The following is a 19,664-nucleotide window of genomic DNA, read 5'->3' on the forward strand; positions in this document are numbered from 1 at the left end:
CCCGTGAAATGCAGGTGCCGCGGCGATGCGCTGATGTGGACATCCCCGCCGATCGCCTGCATCGAATTCAGGCAGCAGTGATCGCAGCAGATGCGGACGAATGCACCAGCGTGCAGCATCAAGCGCGTTCGTGTCCGTAGTGACACGGAATGGAATCCTAACGATACTTCGCGTACATCGCGCGCATCGATCGGCGGCCTTCCAGGGGCATCACCCTCTGATCGCGCTACATGGGGTTGGGGGACCGCATGGGGCGGGGGGATCAAAGGCTGGGGCAAGGTGACGAGGTCCGGACTCCTAGGCACTCCGGACCTCGGAACTTTCTAGATTGAACGCAATTTCGCGCCGCCGGCTGTATGAGCCGCGCGGCGCGAAGTCGTTTTGAGGCGCCCTGCCCGATCAGTCTTGCCTAATCACTTCGGAACGTTCCGCTCGAGATCCTCAAGCCATGCCGCCGCGCTTGAATCCGACGGCGCGCGCCAGTCGCCGCGCGGCGACAACGAGCCACCGGCCGAAACCTTCGGCCCGTTCGGCATCGCCGAGCGCTTGAACTGGCTGAAGGCGAAGAAGCGGCGCAGGAACACTTCCAGCCAGCGCCGGATCTCCGGCAGATCATAGGCCCTGCGCTTATCGGTCGGGAACGCCGGCGGCCATTCGCCCTTGGCGACGTCATTCCAGGCGTGCTGCGCCATGAACGCGATCTTGGACGGCCGCATGCCGAACCGCAGCGTGTAGAACAGGTTGAAATCCTGCAGCTCGTAGGGCCCGACGGAGGCTTCCGTGCTCTGCGGCTTCTCGCCGGGCTTGACCGGAACCAGCTCTGGCGAGATTTCGGCGGACAGGATCGACGCCAGCGTCCGGTTGACGTCGTCGCTGAACTGTTTTGAGGCGATCACCCAGCGGATCAGGTGCTGGATCAGCGTCTTCGGCACCCCGGCGTTGACATTATAATGCGCCATCTGGTCGCCGACGCCGTAGGTGCACCAGCCGAGCGCGAGCTCCGAGAGATCGCCGGTTCCAATGACGATGCCGCCATGATGGTTGGCGAGCCGGAACAGATAGTCTGTCCGCAGGCCCGCCTGCACGTTCTCGAACGTGATGTCGTAGACTTTCTCGCCCTTGCCGAAGGGATGGCCGATGTCCTTCAGCATTTGCGTCGCCGTGGGGCGGATGTCGAGCTCCTGCCACTCCGTCTGCAACGCCTTCATCAGCGCCAGTGCATTGGTCTTGCTCTCGCTGCCGGTGGCAAAGCCCGGCATCGTGTAGGCCAGGATGTTGCTGCGCGGCAGTCCGAGCAGGTCGACCGCCTTGGCGGCGACGATCAGGGCGTGGGTGGAATCGAGCCCGCCCGAGACGCCGATCACCACGCGCTTGGTTCCGGTCGCGCGCATGCGCTGCACGAGGCCGGCGACCTGGATGTTGTAGGCCTCGTAGCAATCCTGCTCGAGCAGGGCTTCGTCGCTCGGCACGAACGGGAAGCGCTCGATCTTGCGCAGGAAGCCGACGTCGGTGGCCGGCGGCTTCAGGGCAAAGGTGATCCTCCGGAAAAAGGCTTCGCGTTGCCGGCGATTGTCGTCGAACGTGCCCATCAGTGCGCGTTCCTGCCTGAGCAGATCGAGATCGACATCGGCCAGCGTGATCTGGCCGTCCTGGCGGAACCGCTCGCCCTCGGCCAGCAGCACGCCATTCTCATAGATCGAGGTCTGGCCGTCCCAGGCCAGATCCGTGGTCGATTCCCCTGCTCCGGCGGCTGAATAGACGTAGGCCGCAAGACAACGCGCCGACGTCGATTGGCACAGCAGTGCGCGCGAGCGCGCCCGACCGATCGTGATCGGGCTGCCGGATAGATTGATCAGCACGCTGGCGCCGGCAAGCGCGAGTTCGGATGCCGGCGTCACCGGAATCCACATGTCCTCGCAGATCTCGACGCCGATGATCAGGCCTGGAACATCCTCGGCCGCAAACAGGAGGTCAACGCCGAACGGTGCATGCAGCCCGCCAAACGCGATCGTCTCTCCGGCCACGCCGGCACCGGAGGCGAAATGCCGTCCCTCGTAGAATTCGCGATAGGTCGGCAGATAAGACTTGGGCACGACGCCAAGGACGTTGCCGCGATGAATGACGACGGCGCAATTGTAGATGCGATGACCGAAGCGCAGCGGCGCGCCGACGATCAGAACCGTCATCAGCGCCGAGGAGGCCTCGACGATTGAGGCGAGCCCGCGCTCGACCGCATCGAGCAGCGGGTCCTGCTTGACGAGATCCTCGATCGCGTAGCCGGACAGGCACAGCTCCGGAAACACGGCAACCGCCACCGACTGTTCATGGCAAGCGCCTGCCGCCGCCAGAATCGCCTTCGCATTGGCCGTGGGATCGGCCACATGGGAGGTGGTGACGCAGGCCGCCACGCGCGCAAATCCGTGGGCGTAGATCGAGTGGAAGCTCATCGAGCGCGGTACCCTTAATCTTGTCGCGGCCGCAGCCGCCAGTTCCCCATGATATGTAACCCATCGACCGAGCCCCGTGCAGGCCATCCGCCGTCATGCATAACGGATTTGCGTGTTCGCCGGCCCGGCCGGGCCAAGGCACCCGACAAGGTCAGGCGCTGCGGGCCAGCACTCCGGAGAGGTCGTTGCGCAGCCACTCGGCGATCCGGGGCCAGGCATGGGCGTGGGTGCGCGCCCCCATGAACAGGCCGAGGTGATTGCTGGGCTCAGAGGCCGCGGCAATGAAGGCCGGCGGCGTTCCGAGCAGACCGGCGGTCGCAAGCGCCTGTCTGGCCGGCACGACGTCGTCATCGAGCCCGGCGAGCAGGAAGACCGGCGCCTTGACGTCCCTCAGATCAACCTCGCGGCCGAGCGCCGTGAAGTTGCCGCCGGCAATCCGATTCTCCCGGAAGATTCGGTTGACGATCTCCAGATAATAGGTGCCGGGCAGGTTGAGCGTCTCGGTATTCCAGCGATCGAAACGCGCGAGCAGTGCCGCGCCCTCCTCGTCCGAGAGATCCCTCTGCAATGCCGCCGCAATGTCGTCGCGGCTCGGCGCCTTCGTCCAGAAGCGCAGCATCTCGTCGCCGCTGACATTGCCGCCGCCGCGCGCCACGAGCTGGTCGTAGAGCGCCTCAGGCGAATTGCGAGCTAGCCGGGACAGCGCGGAATCGATCGAGAGATCGACGGGCGCCCCCACCAGCACCAGCCGCCGCACCTTGGCGGGAAAGCGCGCCGCATAGAGCAGCGACAGCCAGCCGCCCTGGCACAGGCCGACGAGATCGACCGGCGCGCCGATTTCGTCAACGGCGACGTTGAGATCGCCGAGATAGCTGTCGATCGAGAGATAGCGCATGTCCGGCGAGGCCGAGCGCCAGTCGGTGAGGTAGACCCGATCGATGCCGCCATTCTGCAGCGACTGCACCACGCTGTGGCCCGGTGCGAAGTCGGCGATCAGGGCCCGATGCAGCGCATAGGGCGCGCAGACCAGTGCCGGCTGGCCGGATTGCGTCCGCGTGCAATCGCGCAGGCGCATGGTCGCAAGCTCCAAGCCGACCGTGTTGGGTGTCGTCCACGGCAGATTGCTCGCGTCCTGTTCCGGCGGATCGCGCTCCAGCCACCAGAAGCAGGCGTCCATCGCGAGCCGCGCCGCCGCAAATGGCCATAGCAGCGGATCATCCGGAGGACGATCCGATCCACCCAGCGGTTTGCCGCCCTTCTCCACCATGACTATCTCAAGGTCCTCACAGCAAGGCCTCCAGGCTGACGATCGAAATACCGCGCTCGCGAAAACTCCGATGGGTCGCGGCCACCGAGCCGTCGAGATCGATGCCGCGGCATGCATCCTCGATGACGGCGACCTCGAACCCCGCCTTGCGGGCATCTTCCGCCGAGAAACGAACACAGAAATCCAGCGCCAGACCGGCGATGAAGACGGTCTTCAGCTCGCGCTCGCGCAAATAACCGAGCAGCCCGGTCGGCGTCCGGTGGTCGTTCTCGAACAGCGCCGAATAGGAATCGATGCCGCGACGAAAGCCTTTGCGCACCACGAGGTTTGCCCTGGTAATTTCAAGCTCCCCATGGAATTCAGCGCCCGCCGTGTCTTGCACGCAGTGCGTCGGCCACAGCACCTGGGTGCCGTAGTCGAGCTCGATGGTCTGGAACGGCTGCTTGCCCGCATGGTTCGGTGCGAACGAGACGTGGTCGCCCGGATGCCAGTCCTGGGTCAGCACCACATTGGTGAAATTTGCGGCAATTCGGTTGATCGCCGGGACAACCTTCTCGCCGCCGGGAACGGCGAGCGCTCCGCCGGTGCAAAAGTCGTTCTGCACGTCGATCACCAGCAGCACGTCGCGGTCGGAAATCTGCATCGCAAGGTCCCGTTCCAGCCGTCCGGCGCGACGGGCGCCGAACGCTCCGTCCAATGTCGATCTTCCCGCGCGGCTTCGCAACCATCGACACATGCGGCGATATCGCGCCCGTCGCACCTGGGATGCAACGGTTTGGCGTTGTCCGAGTTGACTAGGCTCACCCGAGGACGGATTCTAGAGACGTTCGCAAATTGCGGATCGGATGGAGCGGAGGGAACGGTTCCCGCGAGCCTGCAGGACGCGGCAGCCACAAGGTCATGAGTATCGGCAAGACAGGACAGATTCTTCTCGCCGATATCGGCGGCACCAATGCGCGCTTTGCGCTGAGCGAAAGCGCATCGGACAGCGGCGACCAGGCCGGGCCCATCGACTATGTGAAGGTCGCTGACTTCCCGACCGTCCGGGAAGCCATCGCGGACGTCCTTGCGCGCCGGTCCGGCGGCAAGCAGCCCAAACGAGCCGTGCTGGCCGTCGCGGGTCCCGTGACCAATAACCGCTGCGTCATGACCAACAGTCCGTGGGTCATCGACGGCAACGAGCTCCAGCCGGCCCTCGGCTTCGAGAGCGTGCATGTGCTCAATGATTTCGAGGTCGTGGCCTGGTCCCTGCCCGCCCTGAAGCCTGCCGATTTGATCCCGCTCGGGGGCCAGGACGGCCTCCCCGGAGAACCGCTGCTAGTGGTTGGGCCTGGAACCGGCTTCGGCGTCTCCTGTCTGGTCGAACGCCACGGCGCCCGGCTGGCGGTCGTCACCGAGGCAGGCCACGCCACTTTGCCGGCGGAAAACGAGCGCGAGGAACGCGTGATCGCGTGCTTGCGCCGACGTTTCGGCCATGTCTCCATCGAGCGCGGGGCGCTTTCGGGCTCCGGTCTGCAAAGCCTCTACGAGGCGCTGGCGGAGGTCGACGGCGCCCAGGTGCCGCACCGCGACGCCGCCGCCATCACCAAGGCCGCCCTGGAGGGCAGTTGCGAACTCAGCCGCGCGACGCTGGAGATGTTTTGCGCCATCCTCGGCTCGGTCACGGGCAATCTCGCGGTGACCTTCGGCGCCCGTGGCGGCGTCTACATCGCTGGCGGGATCGTGCCGCGCTTTCCGGAGTTCCTTGCCGCCTCCGCGTTCCGGGCGCGCTTCGAAGCCAAGGGACGCTTCCAGGACTATTTGCGCAACATCCCGACCAGGCTGGTGACGAAACCCGACGCGAGCTTCGTCGGCCTGAAGATGTTCGCCGACCACAATCCGGATTGATGAGCCGCGATCGGCTCCGACGCCGTCCAGTCCGTTAACTATACACAGCTGATTGCAGCCAAGGCGCGGTTCCACGCAGGATCGTGCTTGCCCGACTGTGTCCGATGGGAAACAATTCCCGTAGTTGCGGGGGCGTGACATGCGTAAGCAGGACTTCGGTTTCGACTATCACCGCTATCACCGCCTGCTGACCGAGGCGGACGACGATGACAAGCGGCTGGCCCTGATCGAGCTCCTGATCGAGGAAAAGGCCCGCGACCGGCTGGCCGCGCAGCGCGCCTCTGATCGCGCCGCCATGACGGCCCATACCATCGCCACCGTGCTGAAGAACGGCCGCAACTGAGACTTGCGGGACCGCTCGCTGCTCGCGAAAACACGCGAGCGATTGCGATTCCGTTAACGATCCCTCGCAAGCTCGCGTCAAACTTTTTGCTCTAAGAGCTTCCCTTACCTGATGCAATTCAGGGGTCAACAAAGGGGGGAATGAACATGAGCATGATTTCGCTTGCCGCGATCCCGGTCGCCGTCGAAACCCGTTTTGCCGATTCTTCGTTCAAGATCATCTTGCTGTTCTGCTGCATGGGCCTGGTCGCCTCGTTCGGCGTGATGGCGCGCGGCATCGACCTCAGCGCCGGCCTGATCTGAGACGACGAGACATTCTTTCGCCAAATGGCCGCCCCTCACGGGCGGCCATTTTCGTTGGCGATCTCGGTACGGCGCCTTCTCGGTGAGGAGCCTTTTCAGTGAGGAGTTTTGGCGACCGCGCCCGGAAACAGCGAATCGATCATCACCTTGAGCTGGTCGAGGGAAATCGGCTTGCGCAGGATCGGCCGCCGCCGGAGCAAGGACGGCAGCAGCTCCGGCCCGTAGCCGGTGGCGAACAGAAACGGCTTGCCGCGGCGCTCGATCAGGTCGGCGACCGGATCGACGTAGAGGCCCTTCAGGTTGATGTCGAGGATGGCGAAGTCGTATTGCGCGGTCATCGCAAAGGCGCTCGCGTCCCGGACATTGTCCGCTTCTGCGACGACATGATGGCCGAGTTCCTCCACCATGTCGGCGATCATCATCCGGATCAACGCCTCGTCTTCGACCAGGAAAACGGAGAGTCCGTCCGCCATATCAACCCCGCAGTCAGCTTACGAAGCTAACCATATCCGAAATGCGGAGAGGATTCACGAATTCGTGGCGGGCGCCATTAATTCAGACGCCCGCGATCGGATTCAACTTGATTAATCCAGCCCGCGCTCGTGGCTGAGGCGCACCATCTCCTGGATGAAGACCTGCTTCTGCTTGTCGTCGAGGCTCGAATAGAGCGGCTCGGCGGCATCGGCGACGTTGCGCTGGTCGGCGGCGCGGTCGATCAGGAATTGCGATTCGTTGCGCATCTGCTCGATGATGTCGTCAGGCGGATCCCGCTTGGCGCGGGCGATCCGCAGGTTGAGCCGCTCCGCGCCATTATGCCCCAGATAGTGCATTGCGCTCGAGAAGCCGAACCAGTGCTTCTCCTGATCGGGCGTCAGGTTCAACTCGGTCTTGATCCGCTCGATATAGGAATCGCTGTTGGCGACGATCTGCTCGGCGGACTGTTGCGGCGCGCCGGGCTGGGTGAGGACGGTGACGTCCTTATTGTCCTTGTTGTCCTGCGGCGCATTCCTGGCTTCCTTGCTCGCCTTGGCGCCCTTGCCCGCCTTGGCGGTCTCCTTGGCGCCCTTGTCCTTGCCGGCGCCCGGCTGCTTGGAATCCTTGCTCGCGTCCTTGCTGGCATCCTTGCTCGCGTCCTTGGCAGCCGGAGCCGGCTGGTTGTTGACGCCGAGCACGCCGGTGAAGACACCGACCACGCCGCCGATCGCACCGCCCAGCACGCCGCCAACGGGTCCGGCCGCCTTGTTGCCGGCCGCGGCTCCATCCTGAACGCCCTTGACCAGGCCTTGCGCCTGCGCAACGGCGGCGGCGCCCAGCAGCACCGCGAGCACGGAGCCCAGCGCGAACCATCGCCGCAGGTGAAGCCGCGCAGGCGGCGCCGGGTTGATCATTCTGGTCTCCATCGTCGATCCGATTGTCCTGTCCGGGTGGGGGCCACCCGCCGGTTGCAACTCTATCGTTTTCGCCGCTTCGCGGTCCAGCCGCAGCCAATTGCTGTCCACGCCCGAAAACTGTTTGGCGCGAAGCGGTTATGAAGGCTTATTCGAAACTGCGGCGTAATTGCGCACGAGATGTCCTGCGGTCCTTGACCCGAAGTGTGCGTCGCAAAATGCGCCTCCGAGGTTCACCTCCGGCGCGCGTCGCGAGACGGCGCTGCCGCGTTCCCGGACGCAACGTTAGTTCTAGACGGCGAGCCGTTCGGCTTCCTCGACAGACGGGATCAATCATGATCTGATCGCGCTACCAATTTGCTGCGCTTCGCGCGATTTCACGGCGAGGCGGTAGCACCAAGAAACGCGAACAAAAATCAAAAACAAAACTCGGAATGCCAGAGGAAACGCGAAAACAATAAAACATCCAGGTGAGGAAACGAGATGTCACGCAAGACACTGACGCGACGTCAATTTGTAGCCGCCACTGCAATGTCCTCCGCCGCGCTGATCACAGCGCCCTATGTCCGCGGCGCTTACGCCGCCGGCAAACTCTCGATCGGCTTCTGGGACCACTGGGTGCCCGGTGCCAACGACGCCTCCACCGCCATGGTCAAGGAATGGGCTGAAAAGGAGAAGGTCGAAGTCTCCATCGATTACATCACCAGCAACAACAAGAAGATCGAGTTGACGGTCGCGGCCGAAGCGCAGGCCAAATCCGGTCACGACATTCTTCAGATGTATACCTGGTGGCCGCATGCGTATGCCGAGCAGTTTGAACCGGTGAACGACGTGGTCGAGGAGGCGATCAAGCAGAACGGCGAGGTCAACGACACGGTCAAATATCTCGGCAAGGCCAACGGCAAATGGCTTGCGGTCCCGGCAACCCCGGGGAGCCAGATCAAGGGGCCCTGCTCGCGCATCGACCTCATGAAGAAGCATGCGGGGATCGACGTCCAGGAACTGTACCCCGTCGGCGCGCCGCCCAAGGCCGATAGCTGGAATATGGATACATTCCTGAAGGCGGCGGAAGCGTGCCAGAAGGCAGGTTTCCCATTCGGAATCGGTCTCGGCGAGACCACCGACAGCGTCGATACCGCGGGCGCCATCTTCCAGTCGTTCGGCGCCGAACTCGTCAACGCCAAGGGCGATGTCACGGTGAAGACCGATGAGGTTCGCCAGGCGCTCGAATACTACAAGAAGCTGATCGCCTTCCTGCCGCCGGACGCTCCGTCCTGGGACGACGCCTCGAACAACAAATGGCTGATCTCCGGCCGCGGCGCCCTCATCATGAATCCGCCGAGCGCCTGGGCGGTCGCCAGGCGCGACGCGCCGCAGGTCGCCGAGCAATGCTGGACGCACGGCTTCCCCTCCGGTCCTAAAGGCCGGTATGCGCCGTTCCTGCCCTATTTCTGGGGTCTCTGGAATTTCTCCAAGAACAAGGCATCGGCCAAGAGCCTTCTGGCTTTTCTGTCACAGCCATCATCGATCGAAAAGTTCGTCGCGGCGAGCGGCGGATACGATTTGCCGGCCTATGCGAAGATGACGACGCTGAAGACCTGGGCCGAGGTAGGCCCGCCGAAGGGCACGCTCTATCACTATCCAAATCCCTACAATCATCAGACACTGTCGATTGCGGCCTCTCCGGCGCCGCCGAAGATCGCCCAGCAGATCTACGCGCAGGCCACGCTGACCAAGATGGCGCTGCGCTTTGCGCAGGGCGAAAAGTTGGAGACCGCACTCGCCTGGGGCGAAGGCGAGTGTGAAGGCTTCATGCGAACCTAAGCCGGGGTGTGCCACGGCGGTTCACGCATCCCCGCGTGAGCCGCCAGGGCACCCCACCGTTCGATGGAATGAGCAGATCGAGCCGACACGCGGGTGCCGGCTCCGCCGTTGGACATTCCGCAAGGAAGCTTGACCCAAGGACACTGACATGGCCGATGTCGTCGTTGAGGACGGTCGCGTCGCCCGCACGGCGAGCGCGCGCAAACGGACGGGCCTGCACAATGCGTTGAAGCGGAAATCGACCGTGGCGTTCTTCCTGACGCTGCCGCTGATCCTGCTGATCGCGCTGTTCGTGCTTTACCCTGCCCTGTTCTCGATCCACCTCGCGACGCTGAACAAGTCGATGCAAAAATTCGTCGGCTTCGGCAACTTCACCTTCCTGTTCAAGCGCGAGACGTTCTGGATGGTGGTGGAGCAGTCCTGCATCTTCGCGATCACCGCCGTGTTCTTCAAGGCGCTGATCGGCTTCATCGTCGCGCATTTCGTGCACAACATACCGGCCAAGGGCCAGCGCAAATGGCGCGGCATGCTGCTGGTGCCCTGGGTGATCCCGCCGGCGATGAGCACGCTCGCCTGGCTGTGGCTGTTCGACCCCTCCTACAGCGCCTTCAACTACACGCTCTCCTTCTTCGGCATCGGTCCCATCAACTGGCTCGGCAATGCCGCCTGGGCGCGCTTTTCCGTCATCCTCGTCAACGTCTGGTACGGCGCGCCGTTCTTCCTGATCATGTACCTGGCGGCGCTGAAATCGGTGCCGGACCAGCTCTACGAGGCCGCCGCAATCGACGGCGCCAATTGGTGGCAGAAGATGTGGTACGTGACACTGCCGATGATGCGCAACATCATCGCGATCACGACGCTGTTCTCGCTGATCGTCACCTTCGCTAATTTCGACATCGTCCGCATCCTGACCTCAGGCGGGCCTCTCGACCAGACCCAGATCTTTGCCACCTATGCGTTCCGGGTCGGCATCGAGAGCAACGACATTCCGCTCGGCGCCAGCGTCTCGCTGTTTATGGTCCCGATCCTCGCCGTCGCAGCGATCTTCATCCTGCGCGACGTCAATAAACGCGGGAACGAATCCTGATGAGCACAATAGCGATCGACAAGGCCGGCCCCCGGCGCAAGGTTAAATATGGCAGCATGAGCCGCGACCGTACCTGGGCGCTGCGCTGGTCCTATTTCTTCCTGGTGCTGTTTGCGATCTTCTTTCTGACGCCGCCGCTCTACATGGTGATAACCTCGCTCAAGAGCAGCGCGGAGATCTCGGCTGCGACCAATCCGTGGTGGGTGTTCCACCCGACGCTGGCGAACTATGTCGAACTACTGACGTCGAACCAATTCCTCCGGTTCTTCTGGAATTCGACCATCGTGTCGCTGGTGGTTGTGCTCGTCACGATGCTGATCAGCATCCCTGCCGCCTTCGCGCTCGCGCGGATGAAGTTCTGGGGCTCGACGACGCTCGCCACCGGCGTGTTCCTGACCTACCTGGTTCCGGACAGCCTCCTCTTCATCCCGCTGTTCAAGATGCTGGCGCTGGTTCAGGACATCACCGGCATCACGCTCCTGAACCGATGGTACGTTCTGCTATTCGTCTATCCGACGCTGACGGTGCCGTTCTGTACCTGGATCATGATCGGCTATTTCGCCTCGATCCCGAAGGAGCTCGACGAGGCCGCGATCATCGACGGCGCCTCGTGGCTTCAGACCCTGACGCGGATCTTTATTCCGGTCGCGCTGCCGGGCCTGATTGCCGCGACCATCTTCGCCTTCACGGTGTCCTGGGCGCAGTTCCTCTATCCCCTGGTGTTCACGACGTCCATCGACCAGCTCGTGCTCCCGGTCGGCATCACCACCACCCTGATCAAGGGCGACGTCTTCAACTGGGGCCAGATCATGACCGGCGCGCTGCTCGGCGCAGCTCCGCCGCTGGTCATCTACGCCTTCCTGATGGACTACTACATCGCCGGCCTGACCGCCGGCGCGACAAAGGGTTGATGTCTCATGGCTGACGTTGCATTGCGGAAGGTGGTCAAGCGTTACGATGATGTCGAAGCCGTGCGCGGCATCGACTTGGACATCGCCGACCATGAGTTCATCGTGCTGGTTGGGCCTTCGGGCTGCGGCAAGTCGACGACGCTGCGCATGATCGCGGGCCTCGAGGACATCAGCGACGGCGACATCATGATCGGCGGCGACGTCGTCAATGACGTACCGCCGAAGGATCGCGATATCGCCATGGTGTTCCAGAACTACGCGCTCTACCCGCACATGACGGTCGCGGAGAACATGTCGTTCGGGCTGCGCCTGAAGCACTTTCCCAAGGCCGAGATCAAGGCGCGGGTGACGGAAGCCGCCCGCCTCCTCGACATCACCGACCTGATCGACCGCAAGCCGAAGCAGCTCTCCGGCGGCCAGCGCCAGCGTGTCGCGATGGGCCGCGCCATCGTACGCAATCCGAAAGTGTTCCTGTTCGACGAGCCGCTGTCCAATCTCGACGCCAAGCTGCGCGTGCAGATGCGGATCGAGATCAAGAAGGTGCACCAGAAGGTGCGCACCACCACGGTCTACGTCACCCACGACCAGGTCGAGGCGATGACGTTGGCTGACCGCGTCGTTGTGATGAACAAGGGCCGCATCGAGCAGATCGGCACGCCCAACGAGCTCTACCACAAGCCGGCGACGCGCTTCGTCGCCGGCTTCATCGGCTCGCCCGCGATGAATTTCATCCCGTGCCGGCTGGAGGATGTCGGTGGCGCGCTCCAGATCCGTCTGACCGACCGCATCGCCTTTGCGCTGCCACAGGCTCGCGCCGCGCGCTACAACGCGCTGCCGCGCACCGACAAGCTGCTGCTCGGCCTCCGGCCCGAGCACCTCACCGAGTCGCACGCGCATCTGGGGCCGGGCGTCGAGACCTTCGACACCGTGCTCGACGTCACCGAGCCGATGGGGATGGAGACCCTGGTCTATTTCGGGCTCGACGGCACGCCGGTCTGCGGCCGCGTCGATCCCAACGCCGGCGCCAAGGACGGGGCACCCATGCGTTTGGCGATGGACCTCAACAATATGCACCTGCTAAACGAAGACACCGGCGTCGTGCTGTGACGCAGGTCCAAGAAATGCAAGCAGGCAGGGAGCGATGGCGACCAACAAGAAGAAGATTTTCGTTACACAAACTTTGTCGCAAGGGGCCCGCGCCCTCCTCACCCAGCGAGACGATATCGAACTCGTCGAGTTTCCGAACCTGATCTCGGCCAAGGATTTCGAAGCCTTGCTGAAGAACCACGCGCCGGTTCACGGCGTGGCGCTGGGTGCCACCGCCTTCGGTGAGACCGAGCTCGAGGCCTCGAAGGACATGAAGGTGGTGACCCGCATCGGCGTCGGTTACGACGCCGTCGACGTGCCCGCCCTCTCCCGCCGCAAGGTGCCGCTGATGGTGGCGGGCAGCGCCAACTCGCCCTCGGTCGCCGAGCAGGCGCTGTTCATGATGCTGACGCTGGCCAAGCGCGCCAATGAGATGCACGCCTGCGTCAAGGATGGCCAATGGGCCAACCGGCTCGGCATGCTGCCGTTCGACCTCTACGGCAAGACCGTGCTGATCATCGGCTTCGGCCGCATCGGCAGTCGCACCGCCAAGCGCTGCCTGGCGATGGAAATGAAGGTGCAGGTCTACGATCCCTACAAGCCTGCCGCCGAGATCAAGGCCGCGGGCTGCGAGCCCGTCGCCGATCTCGACGCAGCGCTGCCCAACGCCGACTTCGTCACTATTCACTGCCCGAAGACCCCGGAAACCGTCGGCCTGTTCGATGCGGCGCGGATCGGCCGGATGAAGCCGAAATCCTATCTCATCAACACCGCACGCGGCGGCATCGTGAAGGAGCCCGCGCTATACGACGCCCTGGTCTCCGGCAGGATTGCCGGTGCCGGGATCGACGTGTTCGAAGTGGAGCCGCCGCCGGTCAGCAACGCGCTGTTCGCGCTGCCCAACGTCATCATGGCCCCGCATGTCGCCGGCGTCACCGTCGAGGCGGTGAGCCGCATGAGCGAGCAGACCGCTCGCAATATCCTGAGCGTGCTGGACGGCGATCCCATCCGGCAGAACATCATCAACCAGGACGTGCTCGGCTGAGCCGACCTCCGGGCGGGCGGTTATCCGCCCGCCTCCGGAACGCCAGAATGCGTCCCATTTTGGTGCAGATCGAGCCCCAACTCAGCCTTAATCAAACCCGCGTAATAAGTCCGGCCGCGGCGGCAGTGGGACAGACTTGCCGGCCGCGTCGAGCTGGAGGATGAACCCTTGTCAGAGATCGACCCGACCGACCACGCGCTGGCAACCATCGCCAGCATTTTGGAGCACCCCGAGCCCGTCCGCGAGACCGAGACCGAAATGGTGGTCGACGGTGAGCAGGTCGTCGCCGACGAGCATCCGATCGCCGACGAGCATGTGGTGGTCGACGAGCACGAGCATCCCGTGGTCGAGGAGCAGCCGCTGGTGCCGGAGCACACCGATGCCGATGGCTACAGCAAGGTCGGTCCGGGGCCGATGGTGGCGATCCGTCTGAAATGGACGGTCCATCGCGGCGATGATGGCCAGTTCTACGTCCACGAGACCATCGGCGAGCAGTCCGCGCCCGTGGTCAGCGGCCCGATGACGAGCGAAGCCGCGGTGCATTTCGTCGACGCGCACGAGGATGAGGCACATCGGCGCTTCGAGGAGCTGCGCAGCGAGATCGCCGGCCGCAGCTCGCTCGCCGATTACGAGCGCAAGGGCGAAGCCTAGCGCTCGCGGGGGCCGAGAAAATCCCGCTTCACGAGCTCGACGCCGGCATGCCGGAGCAAGTCGTAGGACGTCGTGACGTGAAAGAAGAATTGCGGGACGCTGAACGTAAGCAGCAGCGTCCGCCCGGTGAAGGGCAGCTCGGTCCCGTTTTTCAGCCTGAAGAAGACATTCCGTTCCGCCGCACTATCGATCTCGGCGCGCGACAGGCTTTCGATGAACTCGATTGACGTCGCAATGCGCGCCTGAAGCCCGGCGATGTCGTGCTCCAGCGCCGGCAGCGTCACCGGCTCCTGGTCGGCCAGCAAGGCCGGCGCGACCGTGGCATGGCGGCACGCCTCCCCTATCTGCTGCGCCAGATCGTACATATTCGGCGCCATGCGCATGCCGAGCAGGACGGCCGGATTGAACTTCCGGCTTTCGGCATAGGCGACGCCCTTGTCCAGCAGTGCCGACAGGTTGCGCAGATACGGCACGAAGACGCCGACCGAGGCGTCATACATCGAGATCGTCACCCTAAATTCCCTTCAATTCCGCCTCGCCAGCGACGGGCATCTGGTCTAAATCCAGGTTTCAAGAGCTGCACAATGACAGCTCGGGCATGGGTGGAAAAGAGATGATCGTTCGAATCGTGGCGGCTTTGGCCGCGGTCCTGCTGGCGAACTTTTCGGCATATGCGCAGCAGCCGGCGCCGTCGCGCCTCGACGAGATCGTCAAGCGCGGCACTTTGCGCGTCGGCATGACCGGCGACTACAAGCCTTTCACCTACCTGGACAAGGCGACACAGCAGTTCAGCGGCTTCGACGTCGACATGGCGGGGGCGCTCGGCAGGGCGCTCGGCGTCAAGGTCGAATTCGTGCCGACGGCCTGGCCGAAGCTCATGAAGGACTTCGAGGCCGACCAGTTCGACATCGCCATGGGCGGCGTCTCGGTCACGCTCGACCGGCAGAGGAAGGGCTTCTTCTCGATGCCGATCATGCGTGAAGGCAAGACGCCGATCGCACGCTGCGCCGACGTCGGCAAGTACCAGACCATCTCCGACATCGACAAGAAGGGCACCCGCGTCATCGTCAATCCCGGCGGCACCAATGAGCGGTTCGCGCGGGCCAACGTCAAGGACGCCGACATCACCGTCTTCGCCGACAACACCGTGATCTTCGACGAGATCGCCAAGGGCAACGCCGATTTGATGATGACGGACGCCTCCGAGACCCGCTACCAGCAGAAGCAGCATTCCGGCGTGCTCTGCGCGGTACATCCCGAGAAGCCGTTCGACTTCTCGGAGAAGGCCTACTGGCTCCAGCGCGACATGGCGCTGAAGGCTTTCGTCGACCAGTGGCTGCACATCTCGATGGAGGACGGCAGCTACAGGAAGATCTACGCCGCCTGGTTCGACTAGCGACCGATCTTGTCCGTCACTTCAGTTGCGTGCGGAAGAAGCTCACGGCCGCGTCGTTGAAGGCGCTGTGAAACGCTTTCCTGTCGAACCCGGGCGGATCAGTGCACAGGATCGGCACGGCTTCGGCCAGCTTGGGCGGACATGGCGCAAGAAAGGAAAAGTGCGACGAGTTCGGCACGATCCGGAAGTCAGGGCGCACGGGAAGCATTTGTTCCAGCGTATCGACTGAAGCGGGCACGACACCGTCGCCGCCGAGCGCCGAACGCCACAAGAGAATCGAGATCGTCACATTGGCGAGGCGCTCCTGGTTGAAAAGGCCTTCATAAAGCGGCGGATCCGCCAGCACGGCGGCTCTGATGCGGGAGTCGTGTACGGCCGCCCCAGTTGGCACAAGGCCATCGCGAATGGCCTGGCATTTTGGCGTCGTGGCTCCATCTCCGTCGCAAAGCGGAGCGAGCGCGCCGAAATCGGGGTTGCCGCCGATCACGACGAGACCGGTATAGGCGCCGCGCGAGAACCCGAACAAACCAACCCGCTTGGGGTCCAGGACCGCCGCTTCCTTCCAGGCGCCGAGCATGAAATCCGTAAGCCGCTTCATGTCGGCGGGACGCTCGACCAGGACGGAGAACTCATCGGTCCGGCTGCTGTCGCTGGCAGTGTCGCCCGGGTGATTGATCGCGGCGACCACGAAGCCGGCATCGGCCAACGCGGCCGCCGTGTCGATGTGGCCCAAAAACGAGCCGCGCCGTCCGTGCGACACGACAATCAGCGGCAGTCGATTGCCCGCTACCGGACAGTCCTTCACGCCCGGCAGGACGACACCGCCGTCGAGAGCGACCTCGGAGGGCGCCGCACAAGGTGTCCACACCATGCCCGCGAGCGCGGGGCCGCCGGCGTCCGCCGGCACTTCGATAAACCGGAGCCCGGCCGTGTTCGCCGGCGTCGCAGCAAGGCAAGCGACTACGATCAGAACAAGTTCGCCAAGACGCGGCCGTAGCATTTGCGTGTGCTTTCGGAAGCTTCAACCACAACGGTTGTACCTGCCCATCCCATACCCCGTCCAGAGGTGCGCCGCGCCGCCGTCCAACTCTGGACGGAGTCCGGCGTTATTGAACCCGAACCCGCTGGAGCACGACTCATACGGACAACAGTGATCTAGATCACTTTTTGCGATCGAACCGGCGCGTAAGCGTTGGTACGGGGACCAGCTGTTCAGGAGACCGAAATGAGGAAGCTGTTGGCCACGGCCGCATTCCTTTTGGCGAGCACCGCTGCGCAGGCGCAGTACACTTTCGAATATGGCGGGCGCACCATCCGCATCGATCCGGACCGCGGCACGGTGCAGATCCCCGGCGTCTACGATAACACCGGCCAGGGCAAGGCGAAGAAAGCCAAGAAGAACGAGACGACCCCGGGCCAGCAGGCGCCGCAACAGGCCAAGGTTGATCCGCAACCTCAGGCCGCTCCGGCGCCAGCTCCCGCCCCTGTCGCCGCGCCGCCTGCAACCGAACAGGCGCCGGCCGCTGCAGCGCCGCCGCCAGTTCCGCCCCCGCCCGCTCCACCGCCGTCTGCAACCGCCAGCAACGCGCCGGCTGAGGCGGCCGTGTTGCCGCCACCAGCACCGCCTCCGGCGCCCGCTCCGGTCGAGCAGCAGGCAGCGCCCGCCGTGGCGCCGCCGCCGGCCCCGACCGTGGCTGCTGCCCCCCCGGCGCCGCCTCCAGCCCCCGCTCCGGCGCCGGCCCCCGCACCCGTTCAGGCGGCTGCCGTCGCGCCGCCGACTCCCGCAGCCGCGCCCGCGCGCGATCTCAATTCACCGCTCGGCATCTGGCTCACCGAGGAGAAGGAAGGCAAGGTCCGCATCGAGCAATGCGGCACCAATCTCTGCGGCTATTCGGTCGACAGCAAATCGAACCAGAACGGCGAGCAGGTCCTCATCAACATGAAACCCGCCAAGGACCAGAACAAGGATCAGAAATGGTCCGGCCGCATCCTCGATCCCAACTCCGGCTCGACCTACGATTCCACGATCGCGATGAAGGGCACCGACCGCCTGCGCGTGCAGGGCTGCGCCTTCGGCGGCATGTTCTGCGGCGGCCAGACCTGGACGCGCGTGAACTGAGTCCGGCTTCGACGTTCGAACCGAGACAAGGGGCCCGCGATCCGGGCCCCTTTGCTTTTGCCCGCGATCTCTTTGCGGAGTGCGCCACCTCACTGAGCCCCTTGCGCACGTGACAGCCCTCACATCGCGGGTTCCGCGCTCATGCCACGATCCCCCCATGGTCAACCAACGGGGCGTGTCATGAACGGATTTTGCAAAGGTCTCTTCGCCAGCATTGTCGCCATCGCCGTCCCGCTGACGCAGGCGGGCGCGGCGACCTCCACCTTCGACGGCGCATGGAATGTCCGCATCTCATCAACGAGCGAGACTTGCGGTAACGGCGCAACGGTCTCGATCGGCATCAGCAACGGTCAGATCGCATCGAGCAGCGCTGTGGTTTCAGCATCCGGCCGCGTGGCCGATGCCGGCAGCATCAATGTCACCTTGAGCACCGGGATCAAACGCGCCGTCGGCTTCGGCCGGCTCAGCGGCACTTCAGGCTCCGGCACATGGCGCGGCCCCCTGTGCACGGGCACGTGGACGGCGGAGCGGATGTGATTTGCCGCGTCCCGGACGCGCTGCAACGCGCAGCGTTGCTGCACTGAGCCGGGACCCAAGGGCACTTGCTTTGAGGAAGCTTGCGGGCCCCGGATCGGCAACGCCGCGCTTACGCGCTGCATTGGATCCGGGGCACGAGAGATTAGCCGAGCGGCGCGCCGTACTCCGTGTCGGTCACCGGCTCCAGCCAGGTCGAATAGACGCCGTCGAGCGCCTCCTGCATGGCGATGTGGCACATGCTGTTGTTTGGCGAGGCGCCGTGCCAGTGCAGTTCACCCGGCGGAATCCAGACGGTGTCACCGGGACGGATCTCCTTGACAGGGCCACCCTTGGTCTGGACGCGGCCGACGCCCGAAATCACGTAGAGCGTCTGCCCAAGCGGATGGTGGTGCCAGTTGGTGCGCGCGCCCGGCTCAAAGGTGACGCGCGAGCAGTTCAGCCGCGCCGGCGCCGGCGCCATGATCACGGGGTCCTGCAACACGGTGCCCGTAAAATTTTCCTTGGGCGCGCGGCGGGTCGGCCGCGTGCCTGCGACGGTGATTTCCATGGGATACCTCGTTTCCTGTTACTTCTTGCTGGCGGCATAGCGCGCCTTGGTTTCGGCGTTCATGGGATAGAGGCCCGGCAGCACCGCGCCGTTGTTCACCTCGTTGACGATCCAGGCTTCCATCCGCTCCTGCTCGACGCCCTCATTGAGCACGTGATCGAGCATCGCCTGCGGGATCAGCACGCAGCCGTCCTGGTCGGCGACCACGATGTCGTTCGGGAATACCGCAACGCCGCCGCAGCCGATCGGCTCGCCCCAGCCGACGAAGGTGAGGCCTGCAACCGACGGCGGCGCGGCATAGCCGTCGCACCACACCGGAAGATTGGTGCCGAGCACGCCCTCGACGTCACGTACCACGCCGTCGGTGACGAGTGCGGTCACGCCGCGCTTCATCATGCGGGCGCAGAGGATGTCGCCGAAGATGCCGGCATCGGTGATGCCCATGGCATCGACCACGGCAATGCAGCCGTCCGGCATCGCCTCGATCGCGGTGCGGGTCGAGATCGGCGACGACCAGGATTCCGGCGTCGCCAGATCCTCGCGCGCCGGCACGAAGCGCAGCGTGAAGGCCGGCCCGACCAGCCGCGGCAGGCCCGGGCGCAGCGGACGCGCGCCGCGCATCCACACGTTGCGCAGGCCCTTCTTCAGCAGGACCGTGGTGATGGTGGCAGTGGTGATGCCGGCGAGGGTCTTGCGGGCTTCGGGGGACAGCGACATGGACGAGAACGAGCTCCGGATGGGCGGGAAAGAACGCGCGCATCTTGCGAGCCGCAGCCCTTGCGTCAAGGGCCAAAGAGCCAGCAAGAACGCAGGGCCGCTGGGCTGTT

The 19,664-nt window shown here is 64.3% G+C and carries 21 protein-coding genes; 12 read left to right on the plus strand and 9 right to left on the minus strand.

From position 1 onward, the window contains the following. Positions 1-413: 413 nt before the first annotated feature. The 3 genes from CT676_RS01695 to pncA all read right to left on the minus strand — a co-directional run bounded on the left by CT676_RS01695 (position 414) and on the right by pncA (position 4,357). Entirely contained in the window at positions 414-2,447 is a 2,034-nt protein-coding gene (locus CT676_RS01695) for an NAD(+) synthase (protein WP_085399013.1), read from the minus strand. 151 nt (positions 2,448-2,598) lie between these two features. Next, positions 2,599-3,714, minus strand: a complete 1,116-nt coding sequence (locus CT676_RS01700) for an alpha/beta fold hydrolase (RefSeq protein WP_085399012.1) — start codon at positions 3,712-3,714, stop codon at positions 2,599-2,601. Between the two features lie 16 nt (positions 3,715-3,730). Next, positions 3,731-4,357: a bifunctional nicotinamidase/pyrazinamidase gene (pncA, locus tag CT676_RS01705; protein ID WP_085399011.1), complete on the minus strand. Its 627-nt coding sequence runs from the start codon at positions 4,355-4,357 to the stop codon at positions 3,731-3,733. A 257-nt stretch (positions 4,358-4,614) separates the two neighbouring features. On the opposite strand from pncA, the gene glk reads away from it, so the two are divergent. From glk to CT676_RS43825, 3 genes are all read left to right on the plus strand, one after another. Continuing rightward, positions 4,615-5,601, plus strand: a complete 987-nt coding sequence (gene glk, locus CT676_RS01710) for a glucokinase (protein WP_085399010.1) — start codon at positions 4,615-4,617, stop codon at positions 5,599-5,601. 139 nt (positions 5,602-5,740) lie between these two features. Continuing rightward, positions 5,741-5,944, plus strand: coding sequence for a hypothetical protein (locus tag CT676_RS01715; protein WP_014495215.1), 204 nt, complete (start codon positions 5,741-5,743; stop codon positions 5,942-5,944). 146 nt (positions 5,945-6,090) lie between these two features. Next, positions 6,091-6,246, plus strand: coding sequence for a hypothetical protein (locus tag CT676_RS43825; RefSeq protein ID WP_166096600.1), 156 nt, complete (start codon positions 6,091-6,093; stop codon positions 6,244-6,246). A 95-nt stretch (positions 6,247-6,341) separates the two neighbouring features. Here the strand turns inward: CT676_RS43825 and CT676_RS01720 are convergent, their stop codons facing one another. Next, a complete protein-coding gene (locus CT676_RS01720; protein WP_028158777.1) occupies positions 6,342-6,719 on the minus strand; it encodes a response regulator in 378 nt (125 codons plus the stop codon). A gap of 111 nt (positions 6,720-6,830) precedes the next feature. Continuing rightward, positions 6,831-7,634 carry a Spy/CpxP family protein refolding chaperone gene (locus CT676_RS01725; protein WP_167767897.1) on the minus strand — a complete coding sequence of 268 codons (804 nt, stop codon included), beginning with the start codon at positions 7,632-7,634 and terminating at the stop codon, positions 6,831-6,833. A 483-nt stretch (positions 7,635-8,117) separates the two neighbouring features. On the opposite strand from CT676_RS01725, the gene CT676_RS01730 reads away from it, so the two are divergent. The 6 genes from CT676_RS01730 (at position 8,118) to CT676_RS43830 (ending at position 14,238) form a co-directional block, all read left to right on the plus strand. Continuing rightward, positions 8,118-9,458, plus strand: coding sequence for an extracellular solute-binding protein (locus CT676_RS01730; protein ID WP_063983245.1), 1,341 nt, complete (start codon positions 8,118-8,120; stop codon positions 9,456-9,458). 148 nt (positions 9,459-9,606) lie between these two features. Then, entirely contained in the window at positions 9,607-10,545 is a 939-nt protein-coding gene (locus tag CT676_RS01735) for a sugar ABC transporter permease (protein WP_085399008.1), read from the plus strand. After that, the gene (locus tag CT676_RS01740) at positions 10,545-11,456 is read left to right on the plus strand and encodes a carbohydrate ABC transporter permease (RefSeq protein ID WP_063983243.1); all 912 of its coding nucleotides are present in this window, start codon (positions 10,545-10,547) and stop codon (positions 11,454-11,456) included. Before CT676_RS01735 ends, CT676_RS01740 begins: the two co-directional genes overlap by 1 nt. Before the next feature lie 6 nt (positions 11,457-11,462). Then, positions 11,463-12,563, plus strand: coding sequence for a sn-glycerol-3-phosphate ABC transporter ATP-binding protein UgpC (gene ugpC, locus CT676_RS01745; protein ID WP_071913821.1), 1,101 nt, complete (start codon positions 11,463-11,465; stop codon positions 12,561-12,563). Positions 12,564-12,597: 34 nt separating this feature from the next. Beyond that, on the plus strand, positions 12,598-13,587 hold the full coding sequence (locus tag CT676_RS01750) for a hydroxyacid dehydrogenase (protein WP_135213657.1): 990 nt from the start codon (positions 12,598-12,600) through the stop codon (positions 13,585-13,587). A 168-nt stretch (positions 13,588-13,755) separates the two neighbouring features. Continuing rightward, positions 13,756-14,238, plus strand: coding sequence for a hypothetical protein (locus tag CT676_RS43830; RefSeq protein ID WP_166096603.1), 483 nt, complete (start codon positions 13,756-13,758; stop codon positions 14,236-14,238). On the opposite strand, the gene CT676_RS01760 is transcribed toward CT676_RS43830, so the two are convergent. Further along, entirely contained in the window at positions 14,235-14,738 is a 504-nt protein-coding gene (locus CT676_RS01760) for a DUF1993 domain-containing protein (RefSeq protein WP_135213857.1), read from the minus strand. The genes CT676_RS43830 and CT676_RS01760 overlap by 4 nt on opposite strands. A gap of 113 nt (positions 14,739-14,851) precedes the next feature. On the opposite strand from CT676_RS01760, the gene CT676_RS01765 reads away from it, so the two are divergent. Beyond that, positions 14,852-15,634, plus strand: a complete 783-nt coding sequence (locus CT676_RS01765; protein ID WP_135213658.1) for a transporter substrate-binding domain-containing protein — start codon at positions 14,852-14,854, stop codon at positions 15,632-15,634. A gap of 16 nt (positions 15,635-15,650) precedes the next feature. Here CT676_RS01765 and CT676_RS01770 read toward each other — a convergent pair whose 3' ends face one another. Beyond that, positions 15,651-16,634, minus strand: coding sequence for a dienelactone hydrolase (locus CT676_RS01770; RefSeq protein WP_135213659.1), 984 nt, complete (start codon positions 16,632-16,634; stop codon positions 15,651-15,653). A 225-nt stretch (positions 16,635-16,859) separates the two neighbouring features. Here CT676_RS01770 and CT676_RS01775 point away from each other — a divergent pair, with 225 nt between their 5' ends. Beyond that, positions 16,860-17,753 carry a DUF2147 domain-containing protein gene (locus CT676_RS01775; protein ID WP_135213660.1) on the plus strand — a complete coding sequence of 298 codons (894 nt, stop codon included), beginning with the start codon at positions 16,860-16,862 and terminating at the stop codon, positions 17,751-17,753. A gap of 180 nt (positions 17,754-17,933) precedes the next feature. Next, positions 17,934-18,290: a hypothetical protein gene (locus CT676_RS01780; protein ID WP_135213858.1), complete on the plus strand. Its 357-nt coding sequence runs from the start codon at positions 17,934-17,936 to the stop codon at positions 18,288-18,290. A 142-nt stretch (positions 18,291-18,432) separates the two neighbouring features. Here CT676_RS01780 and CT676_RS01785 read toward each other — a convergent pair whose 3' ends face one another. Together CT676_RS01785 and CT676_RS01790 are read right to left on the minus strand one after the other, a co-directional pair. Continuing rightward, positions 18,433-18,837: a cupin domain-containing protein gene (locus CT676_RS01785; RefSeq protein ID WP_135213661.1), complete on the minus strand. Its 405-nt coding sequence runs from the start codon at positions 18,835-18,837 to the stop codon at positions 18,433-18,435. Positions 18,838-18,855: 18 nt separating this feature from the next. After that, positions 18,856-19,554, minus strand: coding sequence for a ribonuclease activity regulator RraA (locus CT676_RS01790; protein WP_008129640.1), 699 nt, complete (start codon positions 19,552-19,554; stop codon positions 18,856-18,858). Positions 19,555-19,664: the final 110 nt, after the last annotated feature.

This window comes from Bradyrhizobium sp. MOS001 (assembly GCF_004634465.1).
Lineage (GTDB): Bacteria > Pseudomonadota > Alphaproteobacteria > Rhizobiales > Xanthobacteraceae > Bradyrhizobium > Bradyrhizobium barranii.

What these genes read in the sequence shown, in the direction of transcription:
- CT676_RS01695 (WP_085399013.1), bottom strand. Translation starts at nt 2,447, where the DNA reads ATGAGCTTCCACTCGATCTACGCCCACGGATTTGCGCGCGTGGCGGCC.
- CT676_RS01700 (WP_085399012.1), bottom strand. Translation starts at nt 3,714, where the DNA reads ATGGTGGAGAAGGGCGGCAAACCGCTGGGTGGATCGGATCGTCCTCCG.
- pncA (WP_085399011.1), bottom strand. Translation starts at nt 4,357, where the DNA reads ATGCAGATTTCCGACCGCGACGTGCTGCTGGTGATCGACGTGCAGAAC.
- glk (WP_085399010.1), top strand. Translation starts at nt 4,615, where the DNA reads ATGAGTATCGGCAAGACAGGACAGATTCTTCTCGCCGATATCGGCGGC.
- CT676_RS01715 (WP_014495215.1), top strand. Translation starts at nt 5,741, where the DNA reads ATGCGTAAGCAGGACTTCGGTTTCGACTATCACCGCTATCACCGCCTG.
- CT676_RS43825 (WP_166096600.1), top strand. Translation starts at nt 6,091, where the DNA reads ATGAGCATGATTTCGCTTGCCGCGATCCCGGTCGCCGTCGAAACCCGT.
- CT676_RS01720 (WP_028158777.1), bottom strand. Translation starts at nt 6,719, where the DNA reads ATGGCGGACGGACTCTCCGTTTTCCTGGTCGAAGACGAGGCGTTGATC.
- CT676_RS01725 (WP_167767897.1), bottom strand. Translation starts at nt 7,634, where the DNA reads ATGATCAACCCGGCGCCGCCTGCGCGGCTTCACCTGCGGCGATGGTTC.
- CT676_RS01730 (WP_063983245.1), top strand. Translation starts at nt 8,118, where the DNA reads ATGTCACGCAAGACACTGACGCGACGTCAATTTGTAGCCGCCACTGCA.
- CT676_RS01735 (WP_085399008.1), top strand. Translation starts at nt 9,607, where the DNA reads ATGGCCGATGTCGTCGTTGAGGACGGTCGCGTCGCCCGCACGGCGAGC.
- CT676_RS01740 (WP_063983243.1), top strand. Translation starts at nt 10,545, where the DNA reads ATGAGCACAATAGCGATCGACAAGGCCGGCCCCCGGCGCAAGGTTAAA.
- ugpC (WP_071913821.1), top strand. Translation starts at nt 11,463, where the DNA reads ATGGCTGACGTTGCATTGCGGAAGGTGGTCAAGCGTTACGATGATGTC.
- CT676_RS01750 (WP_135213657.1), top strand. Translation starts at nt 12,598, where the DNA reads ATGGCGACCAACAAGAAGAAGATTTTCGTTACACAAACTTTGTCGCAA.
- CT676_RS01760 (WP_135213857.1), bottom strand. Translation starts at nt 14,738, where the DNA reads ATGTATGACGCCTCGGTCGGCGTCTTCGTGCCGTATCTGCGCAACCTG.
- CT676_RS01765 (WP_135213658.1), top strand. Translation starts at nt 14,852, where the DNA reads ATGATCGTTCGAATCGTGGCGGCTTTGGCCGCGGTCCTGCTGGCGAAC.
- CT676_RS01770 (WP_135213659.1), bottom strand. Translation starts at nt 16,634, where the DNA reads ATGCTACGGCCGCGTCTTGGCGAACTTGTTCTGATCGTAGTCGCTTGC.
- CT676_RS01775 (WP_135213660.1), top strand. Translation starts at nt 16,860, where the DNA reads ATGAGGAAGCTGTTGGCCACGGCCGCATTCCTTTTGGCGAGCACCGCT.
- CT676_RS01780 (WP_135213858.1), top strand. Translation starts at nt 17,934, where the DNA reads ATGAACGGATTTTGCAAAGGTCTCTTCGCCAGCATTGTCGCCATCGCC.
- CT676_RS01785 (WP_135213661.1), bottom strand. Translation starts at nt 18,837, where the DNA reads ATGGAAATCACCGTCGCAGGCACGCGGCCGACCCGCCGCGCGCCCAAG.
- CT676_RS01790 (WP_008129640.1), bottom strand. Translation starts at nt 19,554, where the DNA reads ATGTCGCTGTCCCCCGAAGCCCGCAAGACCCTCGCCGGCATCACCACT.